The following is a 21449-nucleotide window of genomic DNA, read 5'->3' as shown; positions in this document are numbered from 1 at the left end:
TACCGACGACACCCTGACTATCGGCACTCCGACGTGGGCCGACCTGAGCACAGATATTCTGTTGGATGTTTTGTGAGAAACGAAGATATCCATAGCCATGGCATTTCCGAACACCCGAACAAGTGAGGCATGCAGACGCACCGACGTCCCCCCGCATTCAGTAGCGGGGCAATTTGGAGCCCGGGGTTACTTTAGCTGCTCGGCGTAGGCGGCGGGTGTCAGCCCGCCCAACGCCTTCTTTGGTCGCTCCTCGTTGTATTCCCGACGCCAGGTTTCGATCTCGGTGCGCGCGTGTAGCGGGCTGGGAAACCAGTGTTCGTTGAGGCACTCGTCCCGCAAGCGGCCGTTGAACGATTCGATGTAGGCGTTCTGGTTCGGCTTGCCCGGCTCGATCAGGCGTAGTTGCACGCCGCGCTCGTGGGCCCAGGAGGCCATCGCTTTGCCGCAGAACTCTTTGCCGTTGTCGCTGCGAATGATCTTGGGCAGGCCGCGGGTGAGCGCCAGGCGTTCCAGCACGCGCGTCACGCCCGTGCCGGAGATCGCTCGTTCGACCTCGATGACGACGGCCTCGTGAGTGCCGTCATCAACGACCGTCAGGCACTTGATGACACGACCCTCGGCTGTACGATCGAACACGAAGTCCATCGACCATACCTCGTTGGGTGCCATCGGTCGGAACAAGGGCTGCCGTTCGCCCGCTGGCACCTTCTTGCGCTTGCGCCGACGCACCTGCAGCTTCGCGTCCTGACATAGCCGCTCCACGCGCTTGTAATTCACGCGCATCCCTTCTTGCCTAAGCTTGAGGTAGATCATGCCGACGCCGTAGCGCTTGTGTCGCTGCGCCAAGGCCAGGATCCGCTGTCGAAGTTCCACATTGCGGTCCGCGCGTGGCGCGTAACGCAAGGCACTGGCACTCATGCGCAGCACCGTCAACGCGCGGCGCTCGCTGAGTCCTTGGCTCGTCATCTCCCGCACCAGCAACCGTCGCGCCGGTGCGGTCACCACTTTTTTCGCAGTGCCTCGCGGGTGATCTCGTTCTCCAGCATCGATTCGGCCAGGAGCTTCTTCAGCCGGGCGTTCTCCGCCTCCAGCTCCTTAAGCCGCTTGGCCTCGGGCACCGTCATGCCGCCGAACTTGCTGCGCCAGAGGTAGTACGAGGCTTCGCTGAAACCGTGCTTGCGGCATAGATCCTTCACCGCCACGCCGGCCTCCGCCTCACGCAGGAAGCCAATGATCTGCTCTTCGGTAAAACGCTTCTTCACGTCCAATCTCCTTGAGTTGGGGGATTGGACTCCAAATCACCGTACTACTCAAAAGTGGGGGCACGTCGATTCGGGCGCGTGCCTGAAAATTTACTACATGCGAGGAGGCATTCCTTTTCCCATTGGCTCCCTCTCCACGGAGCACGAATACCAATCCACCGATCTATCCCTATTCCTAGATAACCCGACGCCACGGGCACGCAGGATTCGGATATCGATATCATGTGGCGATCAACACGGAGTGATTTCCAGACTGTTTATACGGGAGAAGCCTGCGGGGTAAATGCTCCGTTGGCACACTTATCTCCGACAGATGCCACAGGGGTGTCATTCAATTCAACGGATTGCCCCCTTTCGGAGGAACCCAATAATCACTACCACCCCACACAACCACATTCGTGACAATTTCGTTCTCTACAATGGCCCAGTTAGGCATCGCGCATACTCCCATATGATGATGACTCCTGCCGATCCATCACCACCAGCGACAGCGCCACCGCTTGGTTGAAGGATTGCCAGATCCACCGCCGCCGTTTCCAGTTGCCGCGCGCGATCCATTTTCGGTCGGGCCTCCCTGGGAACAGCTAAAGAACGATGCGCCACCAGCTCCGCCAAATGGATTGACTGCACCGCAGGCAACGCCCCGCATGGCACCTGGCCATGAAGCGGGCCGAGGTGCGTTACCGATGCGCCAGACTTTCAGCTCCACACTCCTTAGCGCTGGCGAGAATCCGGTCTGGGTAACATCAATGATGAGGCACAAGGGCTAGACGATGATCGTGCGCACTACGGTCGCGGGATCCCGTCGGTTGCTCCTGACGCCGGCCAGAAGGTCACCGCCGTTAGGTTAACTTCTGGTCAACTGATGGCCCTGAGGCGTTGATACAGATCAATGAGCGCTGGCTCTATCGACTCCCGCCACCTCCACCAATGACGAAACGCCCGGCCCTCAAAAGCCGGGCGTTTTGCTTTGCACGCCTCGGCGGGGGTATCCGGAAAGCCAACCACCCTCCGGGCCGGATCACGCGTTCACGCTGGAAAACCCTCGCGCACTCGGGGAAGCTATGACCGTCTGTTCGTCGAGCCCGCGTTCCGGACATCGGCCGGTAGGCGGCACGTCAGTCGGTAGCACCATGCAAGGGGAAGCTACGCCATGCCCTACCAGATGCCGCCCGGCGATTCGGTCAATCGACGATTCCGGCGCGTGGTGGTGGTGATCTACCTGGTGGTGCTGATCCTGGTGTTGTGGATATGCGCGGAGCAGTGGCGCGGTTACCGTGACGCAGCCGAGGCACAACGCGAGTTCGTGGTGGTGCAGGCCGCCCTGCAGACCATGGCCGACATCTCCAGCGAGCGCCGACCCAGTTTCAACGTGTTCATCCACGGCGATGCCAGCACGCAGGACGAGTACGCTGCGCAGGCCGCCGCGCGGCGCGCCACCGATGCGCACCTGGCCGAGCTCGACCAGACGCTGCAGGACTCGGGGTGCCGGGCTTGTGCTGGCCTGCTGGAACAAGCCGACAAGGTCCGGCCAGCGCTGGACGCATCCCGACAGACCCTGGATGCCATCAGCCGACAGCCGGCGAGTCCACAACGCAACGAGGCTGCGACATCGGCCTTCGAGCAGATGGCGGGCACGATTCCCTTGCTCTCGGCCCTCGCCGAACAGGGCGCGACTGGAGTGATACGCGAAAACGCCGATGTGCAGAGCTACCTGCTCGCCACCCGCCTGACCGCACTGCTACGGGAGCAGGCGGGTTACCTCGCCTCCCAATTCGTTCCGGCGCTGACCCTGCAGCGCTCCCTGAGCCAGGACGAGGCATTCGACATGGCCCGCACGCTCGGCCAGATCGAGCAACTGCGGACCCTGCTCGGCACCAGCGTCCGCAGCCTTCCACCGACACTGCAGCGCGACTTTGGGGAGATCGAGCGCCGTTACTTCGGCACGGCCCTCCGCTACATGAACCAGCTGCGCTCGCAGGCGCTGCAACCCGGCGGCGCCATGACCTCGCCGGCCGAGATGACCCGGCAGTACAGCCCCAACGTCGAGCCGATCAATCGTTTCCGTGACGATGCGCTCGCACTCACCGGCCAGACCATTCGCAACAGCCTGCATTGGCACCTGCAGGTGCTGATCGGTGCGGCCCTGTTTGCATCGCTGCTCACCGGGGTGCTGATGGTGACGATCTGGCGGGTCCGCGAGAAGATCGTGCGTCCGTTCGTGGAAGCGCGGCAACTCATTCTTGCCATTGCCGCTGGCAAACGCGCCGTGGCCATTCCACGCGACGTCTATAGCGGCGAGATCAAGGAACTGTTCGGTGCGCTGGCCGTACTCAAGCACAACAGCGACGAGCGCATCCGGCTGGAACACGAACGCAAGCGCCTGATCGAAGAACTGCGCACCATGGCCGAAACCGATCCGCTGACCGGCTTGCTCAATCGGCGTGCGTTCGAAGGGCGGGCACGCGTGCTGGCCAAGAACCGGCGACGCAGCGAACCCTATCTTTCGCTGATCATGCTGGACATCGACCATTTCAAGCACATCAACGACACCTACGGCCACGAGACAGGGGATCGTGCACTGGTGAAGCTCGCCAGTCTGTGCCGCGAAATATCGCGTACCGAAGACGTCGTGGCGCGCACGGGCGGCGAGGAATTCGTCATGCTCCTGCGCGTGAACGATCCGGCGGAAGCCATCGCGCTGGCGCAACGGCTGCGTGCCCGCCTGCACCAGGAACACATCACGGCGGTCAGCGATGCAGTGTTCGGCATCCGGGCGAGCTTCGGCATTGCCTCCGCATTGCGCACGGACTCGCATCAGGTCGACGAATTGATGCGGCAGGCCGACGCGCTGCTCTACCGGGCCAAGCAGAATGGCCGCGACCGTGTCGAAAGCGTAGTGCTCGGCTGAGGGCCTGCATCGACGCGAATGGCGGGGCAGTCATCCCGCCGGCGGCAGCCACTCAGGATTGATGGGCCAGGTACATGGTCGGCGCCATGCCCAGTTCGCGCTTGAACATGGCAGTGAAGGCGCTGGGACTGTCATAGCCAAACGCCAGCGCCACGTCGGCCAGCGATGCTCCCGAGGCCAGCTGCGGCAGGCTCAGTACCAGGCACATGCGCCGGCGCCAGGCACTGACCGACATGCCCAGCTCACGCTCGAACAGGCGTGACAGCGTGCGTCCACTGACGTGGATGCGCCCAGCCAGTTCGTCGAGCGTGGGCGCCCGTGCGGGATCAGCCATCAGTTGCCGGCAGACCTTCATCAAGCGCGCATCCTGCGGAAACGGCACGTGCATCGACAGCCTGGGCGCCTGTTCGAGTTCGTCGAGAATCAGCTGCATCACGCGGTGGTCGCGCCCGCTCTGGCGGTAATCGAGCGGGATGGCCATGGCAGCCATGATCGCCTCGCGCAGCAGCGGCGACACATCGATGACCTCGCAGCGCTGCGGCAACCCCGGGCGGGCATCGGTGCGCACGTATACGGTGCGCATGCGAACATCGCCCGCCATGCGTATGCGGTGCGACATGCCCGCCGGCATCCATACCGCCTTGCCGGTCGGCACCACCCAGCGCCCACCATCGCTGGTTACCGTCATGGCACCGGTCACGCCATGGATCAGCTGCGCGCGGTGATGGCTGTGCGTGGGCACCTCGTCGCCATGCACGTAGTCCGTTGCCAGCGCGGCCACGGGGCGGTCACAGGCTTCGCAATCATCGACGGTGCGCTTGATGTCCATTTCCCGACGATTGTCGTCTCAAACAAGCATAGAAGACAAACGGCCGGCATGGCCCAATGTGGGGCATTCTCCTCGGGGCCGCACTGATGCACCGGACTGCTCTAACGGCCTGCCTGCTGCTGGCCCTCAATGCCTGTGCCACGCGCCAACCGGTCCCGCCGGACCTGGCCAGCATCCATCCCCAGGGTGTGCTGGTGCCCGCGCCATCCACCCTGGTTTCGCCAGCACCTGCCGTCGATACCTGGTGGAACCTGTACGACGCTCCCAAGCTTGGCCGGCTGATTCAGGACGCCCTGCACGACAATCTCGACCTGAAGGCCGCCGCAGCGCGGGTGGCACAGGCGCGCGCGGTGCTCGACGCCCGCAAGCGGGCCCGCCTGCCCACGACACGCGTTACCGCGGGCGCCGGCGAAGGAAGCACGCTGGACGACCAGTTGGCCGCCGCCCTCGACGACACGCCGGTGCGCACCGGCATGCGCTATGACGCGGGCCTCGATTTTTCCTGGGATACCGATATCCAGGGGCGGCTGGGCGCGTCCGTTCGCGCCGCGCACGCGCACGCCGCGGAGGTGCAGGCCCTGGCCGATGCAACGCGGATCGATATCACAGTGGAAACTGCGCGGGCGTATGTCGACATCTGCGGCTATGCAGCGCGCGTGGGCGATGCCCGGCAATCGCTGGATCTGCTCAGGCAAAGCCTCACGTTGCAACGAAGGCTGCTGGACAGCGGCGCAGGCAATCGCCTGGACGTGGTGCGCACGCAGGCATTGGCCGACGAAGCCGCTGCCGCCATTCCCGCACTGCAGGCCGCGCACGACAACGCCATCCAGGAATTGTCGGTGCTGTTGGCCCGACCAGCGGATGCGCTGCCAGGCGATGCCACGGCCTGCCACGTGGTGCCGCGCCTCACCGCGGCGCCACCTGCCGGCGACGTGGCCGCGCTGCTCAAGCGACGGCCGGATGTGCGCGCCGCGGATGACCATCTACGGGCCAGTACCGCAGGCATCGACCTTGCGGTTTCGGAGCTTTATCCCTCGCTCTCCATCGGGGCCGAGCTGCTGAGCTCGGCGCCATCGATAGGCGAACTGAATGCCCGCTCGTCGATGGTGTGGCGCATCGGTCCGTTGTTGTCCTGGAGCTTCCCCAACCTGAGCGTGGCGCGCGCCCGCATTGCCGGCGCCAAGGCCGGCCAGCGCGAGGCGCTCGCGCAGTTCGACAAATCCATCCTGCGCGCGATAGCCGACGTACAGGTGGCACTCGGCAGTTACCAGGCGGCCGAGACCCAGCACAACGCCCTGCAGCATGCCAGCGCGCAGACCGGCGAAGCACTGCGCCTGGCCCAACGCGCACGCCAGCTCGGTGCCGTCGACGCGCTCGACCTGCTGGACGCGCAACGCAGCGATGTAAAGGCTCGCCTCGCCGCCACCGCTTCCGACGCCGATGTCGCCATCGCCCAGCTCGGTCTGTTCCGGGCATTGGGTGGTGGCTGGCAAACCGCGCCCGACCTCGAGCCTTCCATGCCTGCCCCATCCGGCCCATCCGGATCCGCCCCCTGAGACACGAGAAAAACCATGCTCAACCGACACACTCGCCTCGCCGTCATCCGGGATGCCAGCGCGTGGGCAGGAAAACGCCCGCTGCAGGTACTGGCCTCTCTCGGCGGCGTGGCGCTGGTACTTATCGGAACCTTCTACCTGTGGGCTGTCGCGCGATACCGTGAAAGCACGGATGACGCCTATGTCCGCGCCGACATCGTCACGGTCAGTCCGCGCGTCGCCGGCTATCTCACCGACGTGCGGGTGCGCGACAACCAGGAGGTGAAGGCAGGCGACCTGCTCGCCCGAGTCGACGACAGCGACTACCTGGCCCGCGTGGAGCTGGCCAGGGCCGCAGTGGCTGCGGCCACCGCCGACGTCCAAGGACGGGACGCCGCGCTCGCCAACCTCGCCGCCCAGGCGGATGAGCAAACCAGCCGTATCCGTGCCGCCGAAGCCGACGTGGCCACCGGCGAAGCCGCTGCGCGCAAGGCCACGCTCAACTATGCACGACAGCAGCAGCTGCATCACGAGCAGATCAGCAGTGACCAGCAGCTGGAATCCGCCGAAGCCGACGCCACCTCCAGCACGTCCGCAAACGCGGCCACCCAGGCCGCTCTCGCCGCCACCCAAAAGCGACTGGTCACCTTGCAGACCGAACGCACCCAGGCAGAGGCCGCAAGGAAAACGGCCCAGGCCGGGCTCGCCAAGGCACAGGCGGCGCTTCGGCTCGCCGACATCGAGCTGGAACACACCCGCATCATCGCGCCCGTCAGCGGACAGGTCGGCCAGCGCAGCCTGCGCCCCGGCCAGTTCGTGGCGGTGGGCACGCCCTTGCTGGCGATCGTGCCGCACGACAGCTACGTCGTGGCGAACTACAAGGAAACCCAGCTGGCACGCGTACGGCAGGGCCAGCCTGTGACCATCGAAGTGGACGCGCTGGGCGGGCGTACCCTGCACGGCCACGTCGACAGCTTCTCGCCGGCATCGGGCGCCGAATTCGCACTGCTGCCGCCGGACAACGCCACCGGCAACTTCACCAAGATCGTGCAGCGCATGCCGCTGCGCATTGCGATCGATGCGGATACCGCGCTGCTGCGCCCCGGCATGTCCGTCGTTACCACCATCGACACCCATGCGGCGAGCGCCCCATGAGCGCGGCGGACGAAAACGCCGTACCGCTGCGTACCTGGGTCGCGGTGATCGGTGGCGCCGTCGGCTGCTTCATGGCCGGCATGAACGTGCACGTGACCAACGCCTCCCTGCCGGATATCCGCGGCTCGCTTGGCGCCAGCTTCGAGGAAGGCTCGTGGATCAGCACGGCCTACCTGGTGGCCGAGATCATCATCATCCCGCTGTCGGCATGGTTGGCCCGCGTATTCTCGATACGCCGCGTATTGATGACCGGAACGCTGGGCTTCGTGGTGTTTTCGCTGCTGTGCTCGGTGGCGCCCAACATCGGCACCATGATCTGCGCGCGCACGCTGCAAGGCGCCTTTGGCGGTGTGCTGATTCCCTTGTCGTTCCAGCTGATCGTGACGGAATTGCCGCGTTCGCGGCATGCGCTCGGCATGGCGCTGTTTGCCGTGGCCAACAACGTGGCACAGGCGGCAGGCCCTTCGCTGGGCGGCTGGCTGACCGACATGTATTCCTGGCGCTACATCTTCTATCTGCAGATTCCGCCGGGACTGGCGCTGCTGGCTGCGATCGGCTGGTCGATCCGGCCCGCGCCGGTGCAGCGCGGCCTGCTGCGCAAGGGCGACTGGACGGGCATCGCCGCCATGGCGATCGGACTTTCCGCCTTGCAGATCATGCTGGAGGAAGGCGAGCGCAAGGATTGGCTGTCCTCGCCCTTCATCGCCAGCACGGCTATCGCCGCCACGCTGGGATTGCTCTGCTTCGTATGGATCGAGCTGAGGCGCAAGGATCCCTTCATCAACCTGCGCCTGCTCGGCAGCTACAACTTCGGGCTGGCAAGCCTGATGCAATTCCTGTTTGGCGCCGTGGTATTCGGCGTCGTGTTCCTGGTGCCCAACTATTTCGCCGACGTGCACGGTTTCAACGCGCGCGACATCGGCCTGACCATGATTCCCTACGGCGTGGTGCAATTCATCATGTCCTTCGCCACGCCACCACTGATGCGGCGGACCAGTCCCCGCACGGCGATCGTCGCCGGCTTCATGATCATGGCACTCGGCTGCCTGATGAACATCCATCTCAACCAGGATGCCGCGCAGAACGCCATCGTGCCGTCCCTGGTGGTGCGCGGCATCGGGCAGTCGCTGATCGTGGTCGCGCTGGGCGTGATGTCGGTCGAAGGCATGGACAAGGCCGAGCTGGGCTCGGCGTCCGGCGTGTTCTCGATGGTGCGCAACGTCGGCGGCGCCATCGGCATTGCCCTCGCGAGCCAATGGGTGGTGGAGCGGCAGAAGTTCCACGAGGCTCGCATCGGCGAGCACGTCACGCCGTACCTCCGGACCTATCGCGAACGCGTCACCGCGCTGGTCAGCCGCTTCGCTGGCCATGTCGTAAGCCCGGCCGATGCATTGCAGGGTGCGGCGTATGCGGGGTCACGGCAGCGCGCGCTCGCGCAGATCGAACAGATGGTGCACAAGCAGGCCTTGCTGCAGGCCTATAGCGACGTGTTCCTGCTGGCCGGCCTGACCATGCTTGCCTGTGCCGCCGGCGCATTCCTGCTGCGTGGTCCATCCGGGCAGCGCCGGCACGCGCAAGCGGCAACCAAGGCCGCCGAAGCCAGCGAACCCGCCGCCGAAACGGCCTGAGCCCGCGCAGCCGCTCCTGCTTCAGATCACCGATGTCTTGCCGCCGTCCATCGGAATCACCGCGCCGGTGACGTAACTGGCCAGCGGCGAGGCAAGAAACACAGCCACGTTGGCGATTTCCGCCGGCTCGGCCATGCGCCCCAGGGGAATCTCGGCGACCTGCTCCGCGAGCAATTCGTCCGCAGCGCGTCCGCTGGCGCGCGACGCGGCCTGCAGGCCCTCCTGCACGCGGCCGGTGCGGGTAAGGCCGGGATTGATCACGTTGACGCGCACGCCCCTCGCCGCATACGCATTGGCGTAGCCCACCGAGGCCAGCATCAGCGCCGCATTGGCCGCGCCACCACCGATGTGCAGCGGGTTGGCCTGGCGCCCGCCCTGCCCGACCACGTTGATGATGCTGCCGTGGCCACGTGCAGCCATGCGGCGGATCACCGGATCGATCACGTGCATATAGGTGAAATACTTCGCCTGCATCGAGGCATGCAGGGCGTCGGCATGCAGCTCGTCCACCGGCGTACGCGCGGCGGCGCCGGCGCAATTGACCAGCACGTCGATCCCGCCGAAATCGTTCTCGATGCACTCGATCACCATCTGGGCTGCAACGCTGTCGCGCAGGTCGGCCGCGGCAACCTCCATGTGCAGGCCTTCGCGCTGCAGGTCGTGCTGGGCCGCGTGCAAATGCGCGAGATCACGAGAGATACCCACCACCTTCGCACCTTCCCGCGCCAAGGCGACGGCGCAGGCCAGCCCAATCCCCTTGCTCGCCCCCGTCACCACCACAACGCGCCCTGCCAGACCTGCATCCATGGAACAGCTCCCTACGTGGCTAACCGTGTCATTGAAGCACGAGCCCGAACGGCTCGCCGGGGTGATGGCTGTCACCCGCGATGACTGATGGGCGCCCCTGCCCGGCGCCGGCCAGGAAACCGACGATGTTGCGCAGGATCCGGACCGCAGGCCTGCCCGGACCGGGCTCAGGCTTATAGGCCATCAGTCATGTTGCGAAATTCACCCGTCTCTATTGACGGTTTCGAATATGGTGTTATAGTTCACTACAACACCGGTCCACGAGGTCACTAAAGGAGACCCGCCATGAAAGCGAATAACCTGCTAGCCCTGACCGCCGCCGCCCTGTTCACCACCGTCGGCTTGGCCGCCATCCACTCCAACGTCACCAGTCTCCCTGCCAGTGAGATCAATGGCGTTCAGGTCCACAACCTGGCCCCGGTCGATGTCCGCCCGACGGCCGAAGACATGCGCGCCGCCGCCCTGCTAGCGGATGCCGGAATCGCAAGCCTGAGCGTTTCGCCGATGCTCCGCCGCGAAGCCAACGCGAGCGTGCTCGGGGCTCAGCTGGCCATGCCCTACTATTCGTTCGGTAACCAGTTCGGCCGCATCAGCAAGGAATAACCGTATGACCATCACCTGGAACGACAGCGTCCCGATTTATCGCCAGCTCCGCGAGCGCGTGGTGGCGATGATTCTGGACGGCGCCTTGAACGAGGGCGACCCGCTGCCGTCAGTACGCCAGGTTGCAGCGGATTTTCAGATCAACCCGCTGACCGTCTCGAAGGCGTACCAGGAACTGGTCGACGATCAACTGGTGGAAAAAAGGAGGGGGTTGGGCATGTTCGTCATCGATGGAGCCAGGGAGGCGCTGCTCAAGTCCGAACGCGAGCGCTTCCTGCGTGAGGAGTGGCCGGCGCTTTACGCCAGACTGCAGCGCCTCGGGCTGGATCTGAAGACCCTGCTGCGGGAAGCGCCGGGCAACACGCCGGCCGACGGGGAGAACCAGTCATGAATGCGGTCGTCACAGCCACCGGACTGACCAAGACCTACAAGAACGCGCTGGCGCTGGACCATGTGAGTTTTCGCATCGATTCCGGGCGCATCGTGGGGCTGATCGGCCCCAACGGCGCGGGCAAGACCACGGCATTGAAGGCCATCCTGGGCCTCACCGACTTCCAGGGCGAGCTGAACGTGCTGGGCCTGGATCCGCGCTCGCAACGCGACCAGCTGATGGAGCAGGTCTGCTTTATCGCCGACGTCGCGGTGCTGCCCCGCTGGATCCGCGTGCGCGAGGCGGTCGACTTCGTCGCCAACGTGCACCCCCGCTTCAACCGCGCCAAGTGCGAGGGTTTCCTCGCCCGCACCAAGCTCACCCCGGACATGCGCGTGAAGCAAATGTCCAAGGGCATGATCGTGCAATTGCACCTGGCGCTGGTGATGGCCATCGACGCCCGCCTGCTGGTGCTCGACGAGCCGACGCTGGGCCTGGACATCCTCTATCGCAAGCAGTTCTACCAGAGCCTGCTGGAGGACTACTTCGACGAGAACAAGACCATCATCGTCACCACCCACCAGGTCGAGGAGATCGAACACATCCTCACCGACCTGATGTTCATCCGCGATGGGAAGATCGTGCTCGATACCGACATGGACGCCGTCGGCGAGCGTTTCGCCGAAGTGCTGGTCAGCGCCGACAAGGCCGACGTGGCGCGCCGGCTCAAGCCGCTGGACGAGCGCCAGGTATTCGGCAAGAGCATTTTCCTGTTCGACGGTGCCGATCGCAGCGTGCTCGAGGACATGGGCGAAGTGCGCCGTCCTTCGATCAGTGACCTGTTCGTCGCCACCATGAAGGGAACCTACGCATGAAAACCTTCTACTGGCTGTTGAAGCGTGAATTCTGGGAGCACCGCGGGGGCTTCCTGTGGGCGCCGGTCATCACCGGCGTGGTGTTCCTGGTGCTCAATGTCATGGCCGTGATCGCAGCCGAGGTGCTCGGCGCACGGCATGGCTTCCACGTCGGCGGCGACAACCTGCAGATGATGATCGCCAGGGCCGATGCCGGCGATATCCGGCAGATCGGTGCCGGGCTGGACATCGCCATGCTGTCGTCGATGGGCGTGATCGGCATCGTCATGGGCATCGTGGTGCTGTTCTACTGCCTGGGCGCGCTGTACGACGACCGCCGCGATCGCAGCATCCTGTTCTGGAAGTCGCTGCCCATTTCCAACGTCAACACCGTGCTGTCCAAGGTTGTCAGCGCCATCGTGGTGGCGCCGGTGATCGCGGTGCTGGTGAGCCTCGTCGTCGGTCTGGCACAGCTGGTGATCTACGCCCTGGTGCTTTCGCTGCACGGGGTCAACGCCTGGCAGCTGATCGGCCTGGCCCATCCGTTCCGTGCCGTCGGCACCTTGGTCAGCAGCATTCCGCTGTATGCCTTGTGGGCAGTTCCCGCGGTCGGCTGGCTGATGTTCTGCTCGGCCTGGGCACGCAACAAGCCCTTCCTGTGGGCCGTGGCGGTACCGGCGGTGATCGGCCTGCTGGTGAGCTGGTTCGGCATCATGGGCCTGTTCAACCTGCCTACCGCCTGGTTCTGGAAGAACATCGTGCAGCGTGCCCTGCTGAGCGTATTCCCCGGCTCCAGCCTGGTCTATGACGATGGTTCGCTGACTGCAGGCGCCGATTTCGGTGACGATGGCCACGACCCGCTTGCCGTGCTTTCACCGATGCATACCTACGGCCTGCTGGCCTCGCCCAACCTATGGATCGGGGTACTGGCGGGCGTGGTGCTGCTTGCAGGCGCAGTGTGGTTCCGCCGGATGCGTGACGACAGTTGACGTCCAGCCGAATTCGAAGGGGAGATACGCAATGAAGATCCACATCATCACCGGCAGCATCCTTGCCCTGCCCCTGCTGTGGTCGCTTGCCGCGTGCAGCCAGTCGGGCCACGACGCCAACAGCGACCTGGCACAGGCGGCGAAGGAAGTGCAGCAGCAGACTTCGCCATCGGTCATCGGCGCACAAATCCAGAAGGGCATCGACCAGGCCAAGCAGGACCTGCTTACCAAGGACATCGACGTCAGCAGCATTCACCTCAGTGGACATCCGCACGATGGCAGCGACGCCCGCCCGAGGGCCGTGATCACCCCGCAAGGCGAGCTGGTGATCGCCGGCAAGCCGGTCGACGCCACGCCCGAACAGCACGCGATGCTGGTGGATTACCGCCAGCAGATCATTGGCATCGCCACCGCCGGCATGGATATTGGCGCGAGCAGCGCCACCATGGGCATGGGGGTAGCGCGGCAGGCCATCGTGGGCGCGTTGACCGGCAAGAGCGACAAGGACATCGAAGCCAGCATCAAGCCGCAGACCGACCAGATCCGCGCTGCCGCCATGCAGCTGTGCAGCCGCATGCCCGCCATGCTGGCCGCGCAGCAGAAGCTGGCCGGCGCCATGCCGGCGTTCCAGCCCTATGCCACCATGACGCAGAAGGACGTGGAAGACTGCGGCAAGCAGACCGACGAACACGGCAAGCCGGGTTTTGCAGTGTTCTCGGAATAGGCATGACACGCCCGTTCACGGTTCTGTCCCGCCGGCACACTGCAAGGATGCGGAGTGCCGGCGGGGCACCACGCGGCAGATGGACGCGTCGCGCGTTCGCCCATGACAGGGACTTGGAGGCATCCATTTCCACTATGCATCGAAGGGAGGAACCGATGTATCCACAAAAGCTCGCTGCCACTCTGGCCCTGGCACTGCTGCTGGCCGCCTGCGGAAAGAACGCGGGCGGCACCAATATCGCCAACGGCGGCATCGTGTACCGGAATGGCGAGGTGACCCTGCATGCAGCCGGCGCCCCGGATGCCGTCATCAGCGAAACCGGCGACCTGGTCATCAATGGCAAGGCGGTCGCTGTGGACGAGGCGCAACGCGACATGCTGCGCCGCTACCGCGGCACCGTGGTCGACATCCACACGCAAGGCATCGCTGCAGGCAAGGCCGGCGCCGCACTGGCGCTGGACTCGGTCAAGGGTGCTGTGCAGAGCCTGGGCGGCTCGGACAGCAACGCCAGCCAGAAGTCCGCCGAAGCCAGGACGGCGCAGGTGAAGCAGACCGGCACCCGGATCTGCGAGGACGTGGTCGCCATCAAGGCGGCACAGGACCAGCTGGCCGCCCAGCTTCCGGCCTTCCAGCCCTATGCGCACATCCTGGGTGACCGTAGCCACGAGAAGTGCTCGGACGACCACGCCTCATCCTGAAACGCCTGCGCCCTCAGGGTGGCGACGCCTAGCCGCCGCCACCGCCTCCGCCGTGAATTCCGCCGCGCGTGAGCGTCATGGGGTCGAGCAGCTTCTGCAGTTCCGACTTCGACAGGCCGGTGGTCTCAAGCGCCACGTCCAGGATGGGACGTTTTTCCTTGTAGGCCTGCTTGGCGGTGGCCGCGCCCTTCTCGTAGCCGATGACCGGATTGAGCGCAGTGACCAGGATCGGGTTCTTGGCCAGCGCCTCCTTCACCCGCGCCGTGTTCACCTTGAAGCCGGCGATGGCTTTGTCCGCCAGCAGCACGCTGACGTTGGACAGGATCTCCACCGATTGCAGCAGGTTGTGCGCCACCAGCGGCAGCATCACGTTGAGCTGGAAGTTACCCGACTGCCCGGCGATGGTGATGGCGGCATCGTTGCCGATCACCTGCGCCGCGACCATCGCGGTCGCCTCCGGAATCACCGGATTGACCTTGCCCGGCATGATCGACGAGCCCGGCTGCAGTGCCGGCAGCTCGATCTCGCCCAGGCCAGCCAGTGGACCCGAATTCATCCAACGCAAGTCATTGGCGATCTTCATCAGCGTCACCGCCAGCGTCTTCAACTGGCCGGACAACTCCACCGCCGCGTCCTGCGAAGCCATGCCCTCGAAGAAATTTGCCGACGAGTCGAAACGCACGCCGGTGAGCTTTTTCAGCTCACGCGCCACCGAGGCACCGAACTTCGGGTCAGCGTTGATGCCGGTACCCACGGCGGTGCCGCCCAGCGGCAACTGGCGCATGCGCTTGAGCGCATCCTCGATGCGTTCGATGGAAGAGCCAACCTGCGCCGCCCATCCGGAAAGCTCCTGTCCAAAGGTCACCGGCATGGCATCCATCAGATGGGTGCGGCCCGTCTTGGGCACGTTGCGCAACTCGCGCGCGCGCCGCTCGATGGTGCGCTTGAGATGCCGCAGCGCCGGCAGCAACTGCTCGGTGACCGTCAGCGTGGCACTGACGTGGATGGTGGTGGGGATCACGTCGTTGGAGCTCTGCCCGTAGTTGACGTGATCATTGGGATGCACCTTGCCGCCGCCACGGGCCGCCACGTGGGCGATCACCTCGTTCGCGTTCATGTTGGTGCTGGTGCCCGAGCCGGTCTGGAACACGTCGATCGGGAACTGGTCGTCGTAGTCACCCGCCGCCACGGCCAGCGCCGCCTTGCGGATCGCATGGGCCTGTGTCTTCTTCAGGTGCCCCAGCAGGAAGTTCGCATCGGCCGCCGCGGCCTTCACCAGGCCCAGCGCACGGATGAAGGCCCGCGGCATGCGCAGGCCGGAAATCGGGAAATTGTCCACTGCGCGCTGGGTCTGGGCGCCGTACAGGGCTTTCGAGGGCACCTTCAGTTCCCCCATGCTGTCGTGTTCGGTGCGGAACTGGCTCATGTCGTTGCGATTCCTCGGGAGGAGAACGGCAATATAGATAGGGATGTGTTAGCGAGTCGCCAAGAGGCGCGCGGGGCAGTGACCCGCCATTCTTGCCGGAGCGCACCCCACGCGCGAAAACCCGGCGAAGCGCAGTGCCAAGGGGTCAGCTACGAATAGCGATGGCGCCAGCCCCCATCCGTCGCAACCCGCGCGCCGGCCTCGGCGGCCGGACTTGGCGCCCCCACTATCCGCCCCTCGCCCCTGTTCCGATCCGGTCGCGCACAGGGTGCGCTCCTACAGGGCGAAATGCGGTGGCGTGGACGAGCGCCCCCTTGGAACCGGTCAGCCGCGTGGCCTAAAGCCAGGCCAGGCTCGCCCGCCCGAGGCTGCCGGGCCCGAACCCCGCCCCCGCCCCACCCCTGTTGTAAAATCTCCGCTTTCCCGCCTCTGGAACGCCCCTGATGTCCTCCCATGCCCTGACCGCCCTGTCCCCGCGGGACGGCCGTTACGCCAGCAAGGTCGAAACGCTGCGCCCGATCTTCAGCGAGTTCGGCCTGATGCATCGCCGCGTGCACGTCGAGATCGAATGGCTGCTGGCACTGGCTGCCGACCGGGGCATCGTGGAGCTGCCGGCCTTCTCCGCCGGGCAGATCGCCAAGCTCAAGGGCATCGCCGCCGACTTCAGCGTGGACGACGGCGCGCGCATCAAGACCATCGAGGCGACCACCAACCACGACGTCAAGGCGGTGGAGTACTTCATCAAGGAGCGCATCGGCAACGATGCCGCGCTGGCCCAGGCCAAGGAATTCGTGCATTTCGCCTGCACCAGCGAGGACATCAACAACCTGTCCTACGCGCTGATGCTGCGCGACGCGCGCGACCAGGTGCTGCTGCCGATGCTGGACGAGATCATCGGCAAACTGCGCGCCCTGGCGCACGCCAATGCCGGCCTGCCGATGCTCTCGCGCACGCACGGCCAGACCGCCTCGCCGAGCACGCTGGGCAAGGAGCTGGCCAACGTGGTGGCGCGCCTGGAGCGCCAGCGCAAGCAACTGGTGGCGCTGGAAATCCCGGGCAAGATCAATGGCGCCGTGGGCAACTACAACGCCCATGCGATCACCTATCCGGAACTGGACTGGCGCGGCTTCTCGCAGCGCTTCGTGGAAAGCCTGGGCCTGGACTACAACCCGTACACCACCCAGATCGAGCCGCATGACGGCGTCGCCGAGTACTGCGACGTGATCCGCCGCGCCAACATCATCCTGATCGACCTGGCGCGCGACATCTGGGGCTACATCTCGCTGGGCTACTTCAAGCAGGCGCTGAAGGCCGGTGAAGTCGGCTCCTCGACCATGCCGCACAAGGTCAACCCGATCGACTTCGAAAACGCCGAAGGCAACTTCGGCCTGGCCAACGCGCTGCTCGGCCACTTCGCCGAGAAGCTGCCGATCAGCCGCTGGCAGCGCGACCTGACCGATTCCACCGTGCTGCGCGCGCTGGGCACGGCCTTCGGCCACACCCTGGTGGCGCTGGAATCGCTGAAAAAGGGCCTGGGCAAGCTCACCGTCAACGCCGATCGCCTTGCCGCCGACCTCGACGCCAGCTGGGAAGTGCTGGCCGAGGCCGTGCAGACGGTGATGCGCCGTTACGGCCTGCCGGAGCCCTACGAGCAGCTCAAGGCGCTGACCCGCGGCCAGGGCATCACCAAGGACTCCATGCGCACCTTCATTACCGGCCTGGACCTGCCAGCCGACGCCAAGCAGCGTTTGCTGGATCTGACGCCGGGTGGCTACATCGGCCTGGCCGAACCGCTGGCCAAGGACATCTGAGCGCCTCTGCCATACCGGCAGGGACACGTGAGGGCCGCGCAGTCATGCGCGGCCCTTCGCTTTTCAGGCCGCCTTGACCAACCCCTCGGCCTGCATCGCCGCCTTCACCTGCGGACGCTCGGCCACACGCTGCTGGAACGCAAGCAAAGCCGGGAATCCGGACAAATCCAGGCCCACGTGCTGCGCCCAGTTGGTCACCGTGAACAGATAGGCATCGGCGACGGTGAAGTGCTCGCCAACCAGCCAGTCGTGCTCCGCCAGATGCTGTTCCAGCAAGGTGTAGCGCCGTTGCAGGTACGCCTTGCGCTCCTCGCGCACGGCTTCGGTCGTGTCCGGCTTGAACAGCGGCGTATAGGTCTTGTGCAGCTCGGAGTTGATGTACCCGAGCATCTCCTGCAGGCGGTAGCGGGCCGGCGTGCCATTGGGAGGCGCAAGCCCGGCTTCGGGCTTGAGGTCAGCCAGGTACTGCACGATGGCCGGGCCTTCGGTCAGCAGCTCGCCATTGTCGAGTTGAAGCGCCGGCACGTAGCCCTTGGGGTTGATCTGCCAGTAGTCCTCGCCGGCCGCGGTACGCTTGGCCCTGGTGTCGACCTTCTCCAGCGATACCGGGATGCCTGCTTCAAGCGCGACGATGTGCGGCGAGAGCGAGCAGGCTCCCGCGGCGTAATAGAGCTTCATGGTGGTTTCTCCATCGGGGGGACAGGATCGGCGCGACCCGGGCTCGCGCAGGCCCTCGATGCTAGGCCACCATGGTTACTGTTGGATACCATCTATCCATGCGTAATCCCTAAAATGCGGTAACCGCCGGGTTACCGCATTCGTCCAACAGGATCGCCGCCATGGGCCTGCCCCTGCGCAAAAGCAAAGTCGCCCCACCACCGGGCTGCCCACTCAGCGAGGTGCTCACCCTGCTGCGCGGCGCCTGGGCACCCAACGTGATCTGGCAATTGAGCGGCGAACCGCGCCGTTTCGGCGAACTGCGCCACGACATACCGCGCATTTCCGCGCGCGTGCTGAGCGCGCGGTTGCGGGAACTGGAATCACGCGGACTGGTGACGCGCCGCGTCCTGGACACCTCGCCGCCTTCGGCGGAGTACTCGCTGACGCCACTGGGCCGCGAACTGTTGCCGGCCATCGATGCGCTCGCCGGCGTAGGCCGGAAATTGATTGCGGAATGGGAAACGTACGGTCGGCTGGTCCGCGCCAGGTGATCGCGCGCCTTGCTCCCTCTTCCCGCCGGGGAAGAGGGAGCAGCACGCAATTACTCCACCTCGTCCGAACCTTCGTTGACGCCCTCGAACAGGAAGGTCGATAGATAGCGCTCGCCAGTATCGGGCAGCATGGCCAGCAGCACCGAGCCTTCCGGCGCATCCTTCGCCACCTGCAGCGCAGCGGCCAGCGTGGCGCCTGCCGAGATGCCGACGAAGATGCCTTCCTTCTGCGCCAGGTCGCGCGAGGTGTCGCGGGCGAGTACGTCGTCGATCGGCAGGATCTCGTCCGCCACTTCGCGATTCAGCACGGCCGGCACGAAGTCAGGCGTCCAGCCCTGGATCTTGTGCGGCTGCCACTCCTTGCCCGACAGCAACGCGGCCCCCGCCGGTTCGCTGGCGATGATCTTCACTTCCGGGCGCGCCACCTTCAACACTTCGCCCACGCCGGTGAGCGTGCCGCCGGTGCCCCAGCCGGTGACGAAGTAATCCAGCCGCTTGCCGGCGAAATCACGCAGGATTTCCGGCGCGGTGGTGTTGCGGTGGTAAGCCGGGTTGGCCGGGTTCTCAAACTGGCGCGCCAGGAACCAGCCATGCTTGTCGGCCAGCTCCTTGGCCTTGCGCACCATGCCGCTGCCGCGTTCGGCTGCCGGGGTCAGCACCACCTTCGCGCCATACGCACGCATCAGCTTGCGGCGCTCGATGGAAAAGGTCTCGGTCATCACCGCCACGAACGGATAGCCGCGAGCCGCGCACACCGCGGCAAGCGCCACGCCGGTGTTGCCCGAGGTCGCTTCCACCACGGTCTGCCCGGGCTTGAGCAGGCCCTTCTGTTCCGCATCGATGATGATGGCGTAGGCCAGGCGATCCTTTACCGAGCCGGCCGGATTGAACGCTTCCACCTTGGCGTACAGCGTCACGTGCTTGGGCGCCAGCCGATGGATGCGCACGATGGGCGTGTTGCCGATGGTGTCGAGGATGCTGTTGTAGATCATGGAGTCACTCCGTGGCACGGCATGGTTGGAAACGGCGTCGCGCGATGGTGCGCCCGTTCGGGATTAAGGTTGTGTCAAGCCGTCAGTGCTTCCGGCAACGGCGAACGCCGCCCCACGCCGCCTTCTGGCGGCCTGCCGTACCATGCCAGCGTTTCGGCCAGCGCTGCCACCTCGCCGATGATCAGCAAGGCCGGCGGGCGCAGCTCGTACCGGCGCGCATGCTCGACCAACTGGTCCAGGGAACCGGTGATGACGCGCTGTTCCAGCCGCGAGCCGTTCTCCACCAGGGCGAACGGGGTGCTGGCCGCGCGGCCATGGGCAAGCAACTGTTGCTGGATGACGGGAAGCTCGCTGGTGCCCATGTAGACCGCCAGGGTCTGGCGCTCCTGCGCAAGCGCGGGCCAGTCGAGCGTATCGATCGAGGCTTGGCAGTGGGCCGTCACCAGGCGCACCGACTGCGCGTGGTCGCGATGGGTCAGCGGCACGCCGGCATAGGCCGCGCACGCCAGCGCGGCGGTGATGCCGGGCACCACTTCGTAGGCGATACCGTGCGCGCGCAGGAACTCGAGCTCCTCGCCACCACGGCCAAACACGAAGGGATCCCCGCCCTTGAGCCGCACCACCCGGCGACCGGCCGAGGCGTGCTGCAACATCAGCGCGTGGATCTGCGCCTGTGTGGTCTGATGGTTGCCCGCCTGCTTGGCCACTTCGATGCGCTCGGCATCGCGACGGGCCAGGGCGAGCACCTCGGCGCTCACCAGCCGGTCGTGCAGGATCACGTCGGCCTCGTTGAGGGCACGCAGTCCGCGCAAGCTCAGCAATCCCGGATCGCCCGGGCCGGCACCCAGCAGCACCACGCTCCCGGCGCCCAGGGGTTCGGTGGCGTCCAGCAGGCGTTCGGCCGCGGCTTCCGCCAAGGCCCACTGGCCCCGCCGCAACAGGCTTTGCACGGGGCTGCCGAGCAGGCGCTCATAGAAGCGGCGGCGCCGGGCCAGGTCCGGCAGGCGCATGCGGATGCGGCTGCGCAGTTGCGCCAGCAGCGACGCCAGCGGACCCACCACCGGATCGATCAGCAGCTCCATGCGCTCGCGCAGCAGGCGGGCCAGCATCGGCGCATGGCCACCGCTGGAGATAGCAATGGTGACTGGCGCGCGGTCCACCACGGCCGGCACGTGGAAACTGGAGCGCTCGGCGTCGTCCACCACGTTGACGAAGATGCGTCGCCGCGCCGCCTGCTCGGCGATATGGGCATGCAAGGCCGCGTCGCCGGTGGCCGCAATGACCAGCCAGGGCTCGTCAAGCCAGCTATCATGGAAGGCACCAGCAAACCAGCGGATGCGCCCCGACTCGGCCCAGCGCCGGAGCTCGGGGGTGATTTCCGGGGCGCCGACGGTTACCTGCGCGCCCGACTCGAGCAGCCCAGCCGCCTTGCGTTCGCCGACCACGCCGCCGCCCACCACCAGCACGGCACGTCCGCTCAGGTCGGCAAACAGCGGATACAGCTTCATCGGTCGGCGGGCTCCAGCGGCGGCAGGGGGTAACGGTGGGTTCTGCCACGCTAGGCAAGTGGCCGTGCCTGCACAAATGATTTGTGTCTCACGGCATATGACTCTCCGTTATAAGTCCGGGCAGCCGGCCGCACCG

The 21449-nt window shown here is 65.6% G+C and carries 19 protein-coding genes; 12 read left to right on the top strand and 7 right to left on the bottom strand.

Going from position 1 to position 21449, the window contains the following annotated elements:
- Positions 1-186: 186 nt before the first annotated feature.
- Positions 187-1262, bottom strand: a protein-coding gene (locus DVU99_RS16185) for an IS3 family transposase (protein ID WP_114241262.1) whose coding sequence is annotated in 2 segments (ribosomal slippage) — positions 187-1007 and positions 1007-1262 — 1077 coding nt in all. Because the reading frame shifts where the segments join, the coding sequence is not laid out codon by codon here.
- 1153 nt (positions 1263-2415) lie between these two features.
- Here DVU99_RS16185 and DVU99_RS16180 point away from each other — a divergent pair.
- Complete coding sequence (locus DVU99_RS16180; protein WP_114241261.1) at positions 2416-4173, top strand: diguanylate cyclase; 1758 nt, start codon at positions 2416-2418, stop codon at positions 4171-4173.
- Positions 4174-4225: 52 nt separating this feature from the next.
- On the opposite strand, the gene DVU99_RS16175 is transcribed toward DVU99_RS16180, so the two are convergent.
- The gene (locus tag DVU99_RS16175) at positions 4226-5002 is read right to left on the bottom strand and encodes a helix-turn-helix domain-containing protein (RefSeq protein ID WP_114241260.1); all 777 of its coding nucleotides are present in this window, start codon (positions 5000-5002) and stop codon (positions 4226-4228) included.
- 86 nt (positions 5003-5088) lie between these two features.
- On the opposite strand from DVU99_RS16175, the gene DVU99_RS16170 reads away from it, so the two are divergent.
- The 3 genes from DVU99_RS16170 to DVU99_RS16160 are packed head-to-tail and all read left to right on the top strand — an operon-like array spanning position 5089 to position 9320.
- Positions 5089-6558, top strand: a complete 1470-nt coding sequence (locus DVU99_RS16170) for a TolC family protein (protein ID WP_198670356.1) — start codon at positions 5089-5091, stop codon at positions 6556-6558.
- Between the two features lie 15 nt (positions 6559-6573).
- Complete coding sequence (locus DVU99_RS16165) at positions 6574-7692, top strand: HlyD family secretion protein (protein WP_114241258.1); 1119 nt, start codon at positions 6574-6576, stop codon at positions 7690-7692.
- On the top strand, positions 7689-9320 hold the full coding sequence (locus DVU99_RS16160) for a DHA2 family efflux MFS transporter permease subunit (RefSeq protein WP_114241257.1): 1632 nt from the start codon (positions 7689-7691) through the stop codon (positions 9318-9320). The genes DVU99_RS16165 and DVU99_RS16160 overlap by 4 nt, the downstream gene beginning before the upstream one ends.
- A 21-nt stretch (positions 9321-9341) precedes the next feature.
- Here the strand turns inward: DVU99_RS16160 and DVU99_RS16155 are convergent, their stop codons facing one another.
- Positions 9342-10127 carry an SDR family NAD(P)-dependent oxidoreductase gene (locus DVU99_RS16155; protein WP_114241256.1) on the bottom strand — a complete coding sequence of 262 codons (786 nt, stop codon included), beginning with the start codon at positions 10125-10127 and terminating at the stop codon, positions 9342-9344.
- Between the two features lie 285 nt (positions 10128-10412).
- On the opposite strand from DVU99_RS16155, the gene DVU99_RS16150 reads away from it, so the two are divergent.
- The 6 genes from DVU99_RS16150 (at position 10413) to DVU99_RS16125 (ending at position 14365) form a co-directional block, all read left to right on the top strand.
- Positions 10413-10730, top strand: a complete 318-nt coding sequence (locus tag DVU99_RS16150; protein ID WP_114241255.1) for a hypothetical protein — start codon at positions 10413-10415, stop codon at positions 10728-10730.
- 4 nt (positions 10731-10734) lie between these two features.
- A complete protein-coding gene (locus DVU99_RS16145) occupies positions 10735-11121 on the top strand; it encodes a GntR family transcriptional regulator (RefSeq protein WP_114241254.1) in 387 nt (128 codons plus the stop codon).
- Positions 11118-11975, top strand: a complete 858-nt coding sequence (locus tag DVU99_RS16140) for an ABC transporter ATP-binding protein (protein WP_114241253.1) — start codon at positions 11118-11120, stop codon at positions 11973-11975. The genes DVU99_RS16145 and DVU99_RS16140 overlap by 4 nt, the downstream gene beginning before the upstream one ends.
- Positions 11972-12943: a hypothetical protein gene (locus tag DVU99_RS16135; protein ID WP_114241252.1), complete on the top strand. Its 972-nt coding sequence runs from the start codon at positions 11972-11974 to the stop codon at positions 12941-12943. Before DVU99_RS16140 ends, DVU99_RS16135 begins: the two co-directional genes overlap by 4 nt.
- 31 nt (positions 12944-12974) lie before the next feature.
- Positions 12975-13667 carry a hypothetical protein gene (locus DVU99_RS16130; RefSeq protein WP_114241251.1) on the top strand — a complete coding sequence of 231 codons (693 nt, stop codon included), beginning with the start codon at positions 12975-12977 and terminating at the stop codon, positions 13665-13667.
- A gap of 155 nt (positions 13668-13822) precedes the next feature.
- Entirely contained in the window at positions 13823-14365 is a 543-nt protein-coding gene (locus DVU99_RS16125; RefSeq protein ID WP_157971463.1) for a DUF2884 family protein, read from the top strand.
- 28 nt (positions 14366-14393) lie between these two features.
- On the opposite strand, the gene DVU99_RS16120 is transcribed toward DVU99_RS16125, so the two are convergent.
- On the bottom strand, positions 14394-15791 hold the full coding sequence (locus DVU99_RS16120; protein WP_114241249.1) for an aspartate ammonia-lyase: 1398 nt from the start codon (positions 15789-15791) through the stop codon (positions 14394-14396).
- Positions 15792-16234: 443 nt separating this feature from the next.
- On the opposite strand from DVU99_RS16120, the gene purB reads away from it, so the two are divergent.
- Entirely contained in the window at positions 16235-17602 is a 1368-nt protein-coding gene (gene purB / locus DVU99_RS16115) for an adenylosuccinate lyase (protein WP_114241248.1), read from the top strand.
- Positions 17603-17665: 63 nt separating this feature from the next.
- On the opposite strand, the gene gstA is transcribed toward purB, so the two are convergent.
- Positions 17666-18280: a glutathione transferase GstA gene (gstA, locus tag DVU99_RS16110; RefSeq protein WP_114241247.1), complete on the bottom strand. Its 615-nt coding sequence runs from the start codon at positions 18278-18280 to the stop codon at positions 17666-17668.
- 161 nt (positions 18281-18441) lie between these two features.
- Here gstA and DVU99_RS16105 point away from each other — a divergent pair, with 161 nt between their 5' ends.
- Positions 18442-18813, top strand: a complete 372-nt coding sequence (locus tag DVU99_RS16105; RefSeq protein ID WP_114241246.1) for a helix-turn-helix domain-containing protein — start codon at positions 18442-18444, stop codon at positions 18811-18813.
- Positions 18814-18863: 50 nt separating this feature from the next.
- On the opposite strand, the gene cysK is transcribed toward DVU99_RS16105, so the two are convergent.
- The gene (gene cysK / locus DVU99_RS16100) at positions 18864-19805 is read right to left on the bottom strand and encodes a cysteine synthase A (RefSeq protein WP_114241245.1); all 942 of its coding nucleotides are present in this window, start codon (positions 19803-19805) and stop codon (positions 18864-18866) included.
- 74 nt (positions 19806-19879) lie between these two features.
- Positions 19880-21313, bottom strand: a complete 1434-nt coding sequence (gene cysG, locus DVU99_RS16095) for a siroheme synthase CysG (protein ID WP_114241244.1) — start codon at positions 21311-21313, stop codon at positions 19880-19882.
- Between the last annotated feature and the right edge of the window lie 136 nt (positions 21314-21449).

The organism is Dyella sp. C9 (assembly GCF_003332825.1).
Lineage (GTDB): Bacteria > Pseudomonadota > Gammaproteobacteria > Xanthomonadales > Rhodanobacteraceae > Dyella.
The sequence above is the reverse complement of the archived record's forward strand: the minus strand, read 5'-3'. Positions and strand labels throughout refer to the sequence as shown.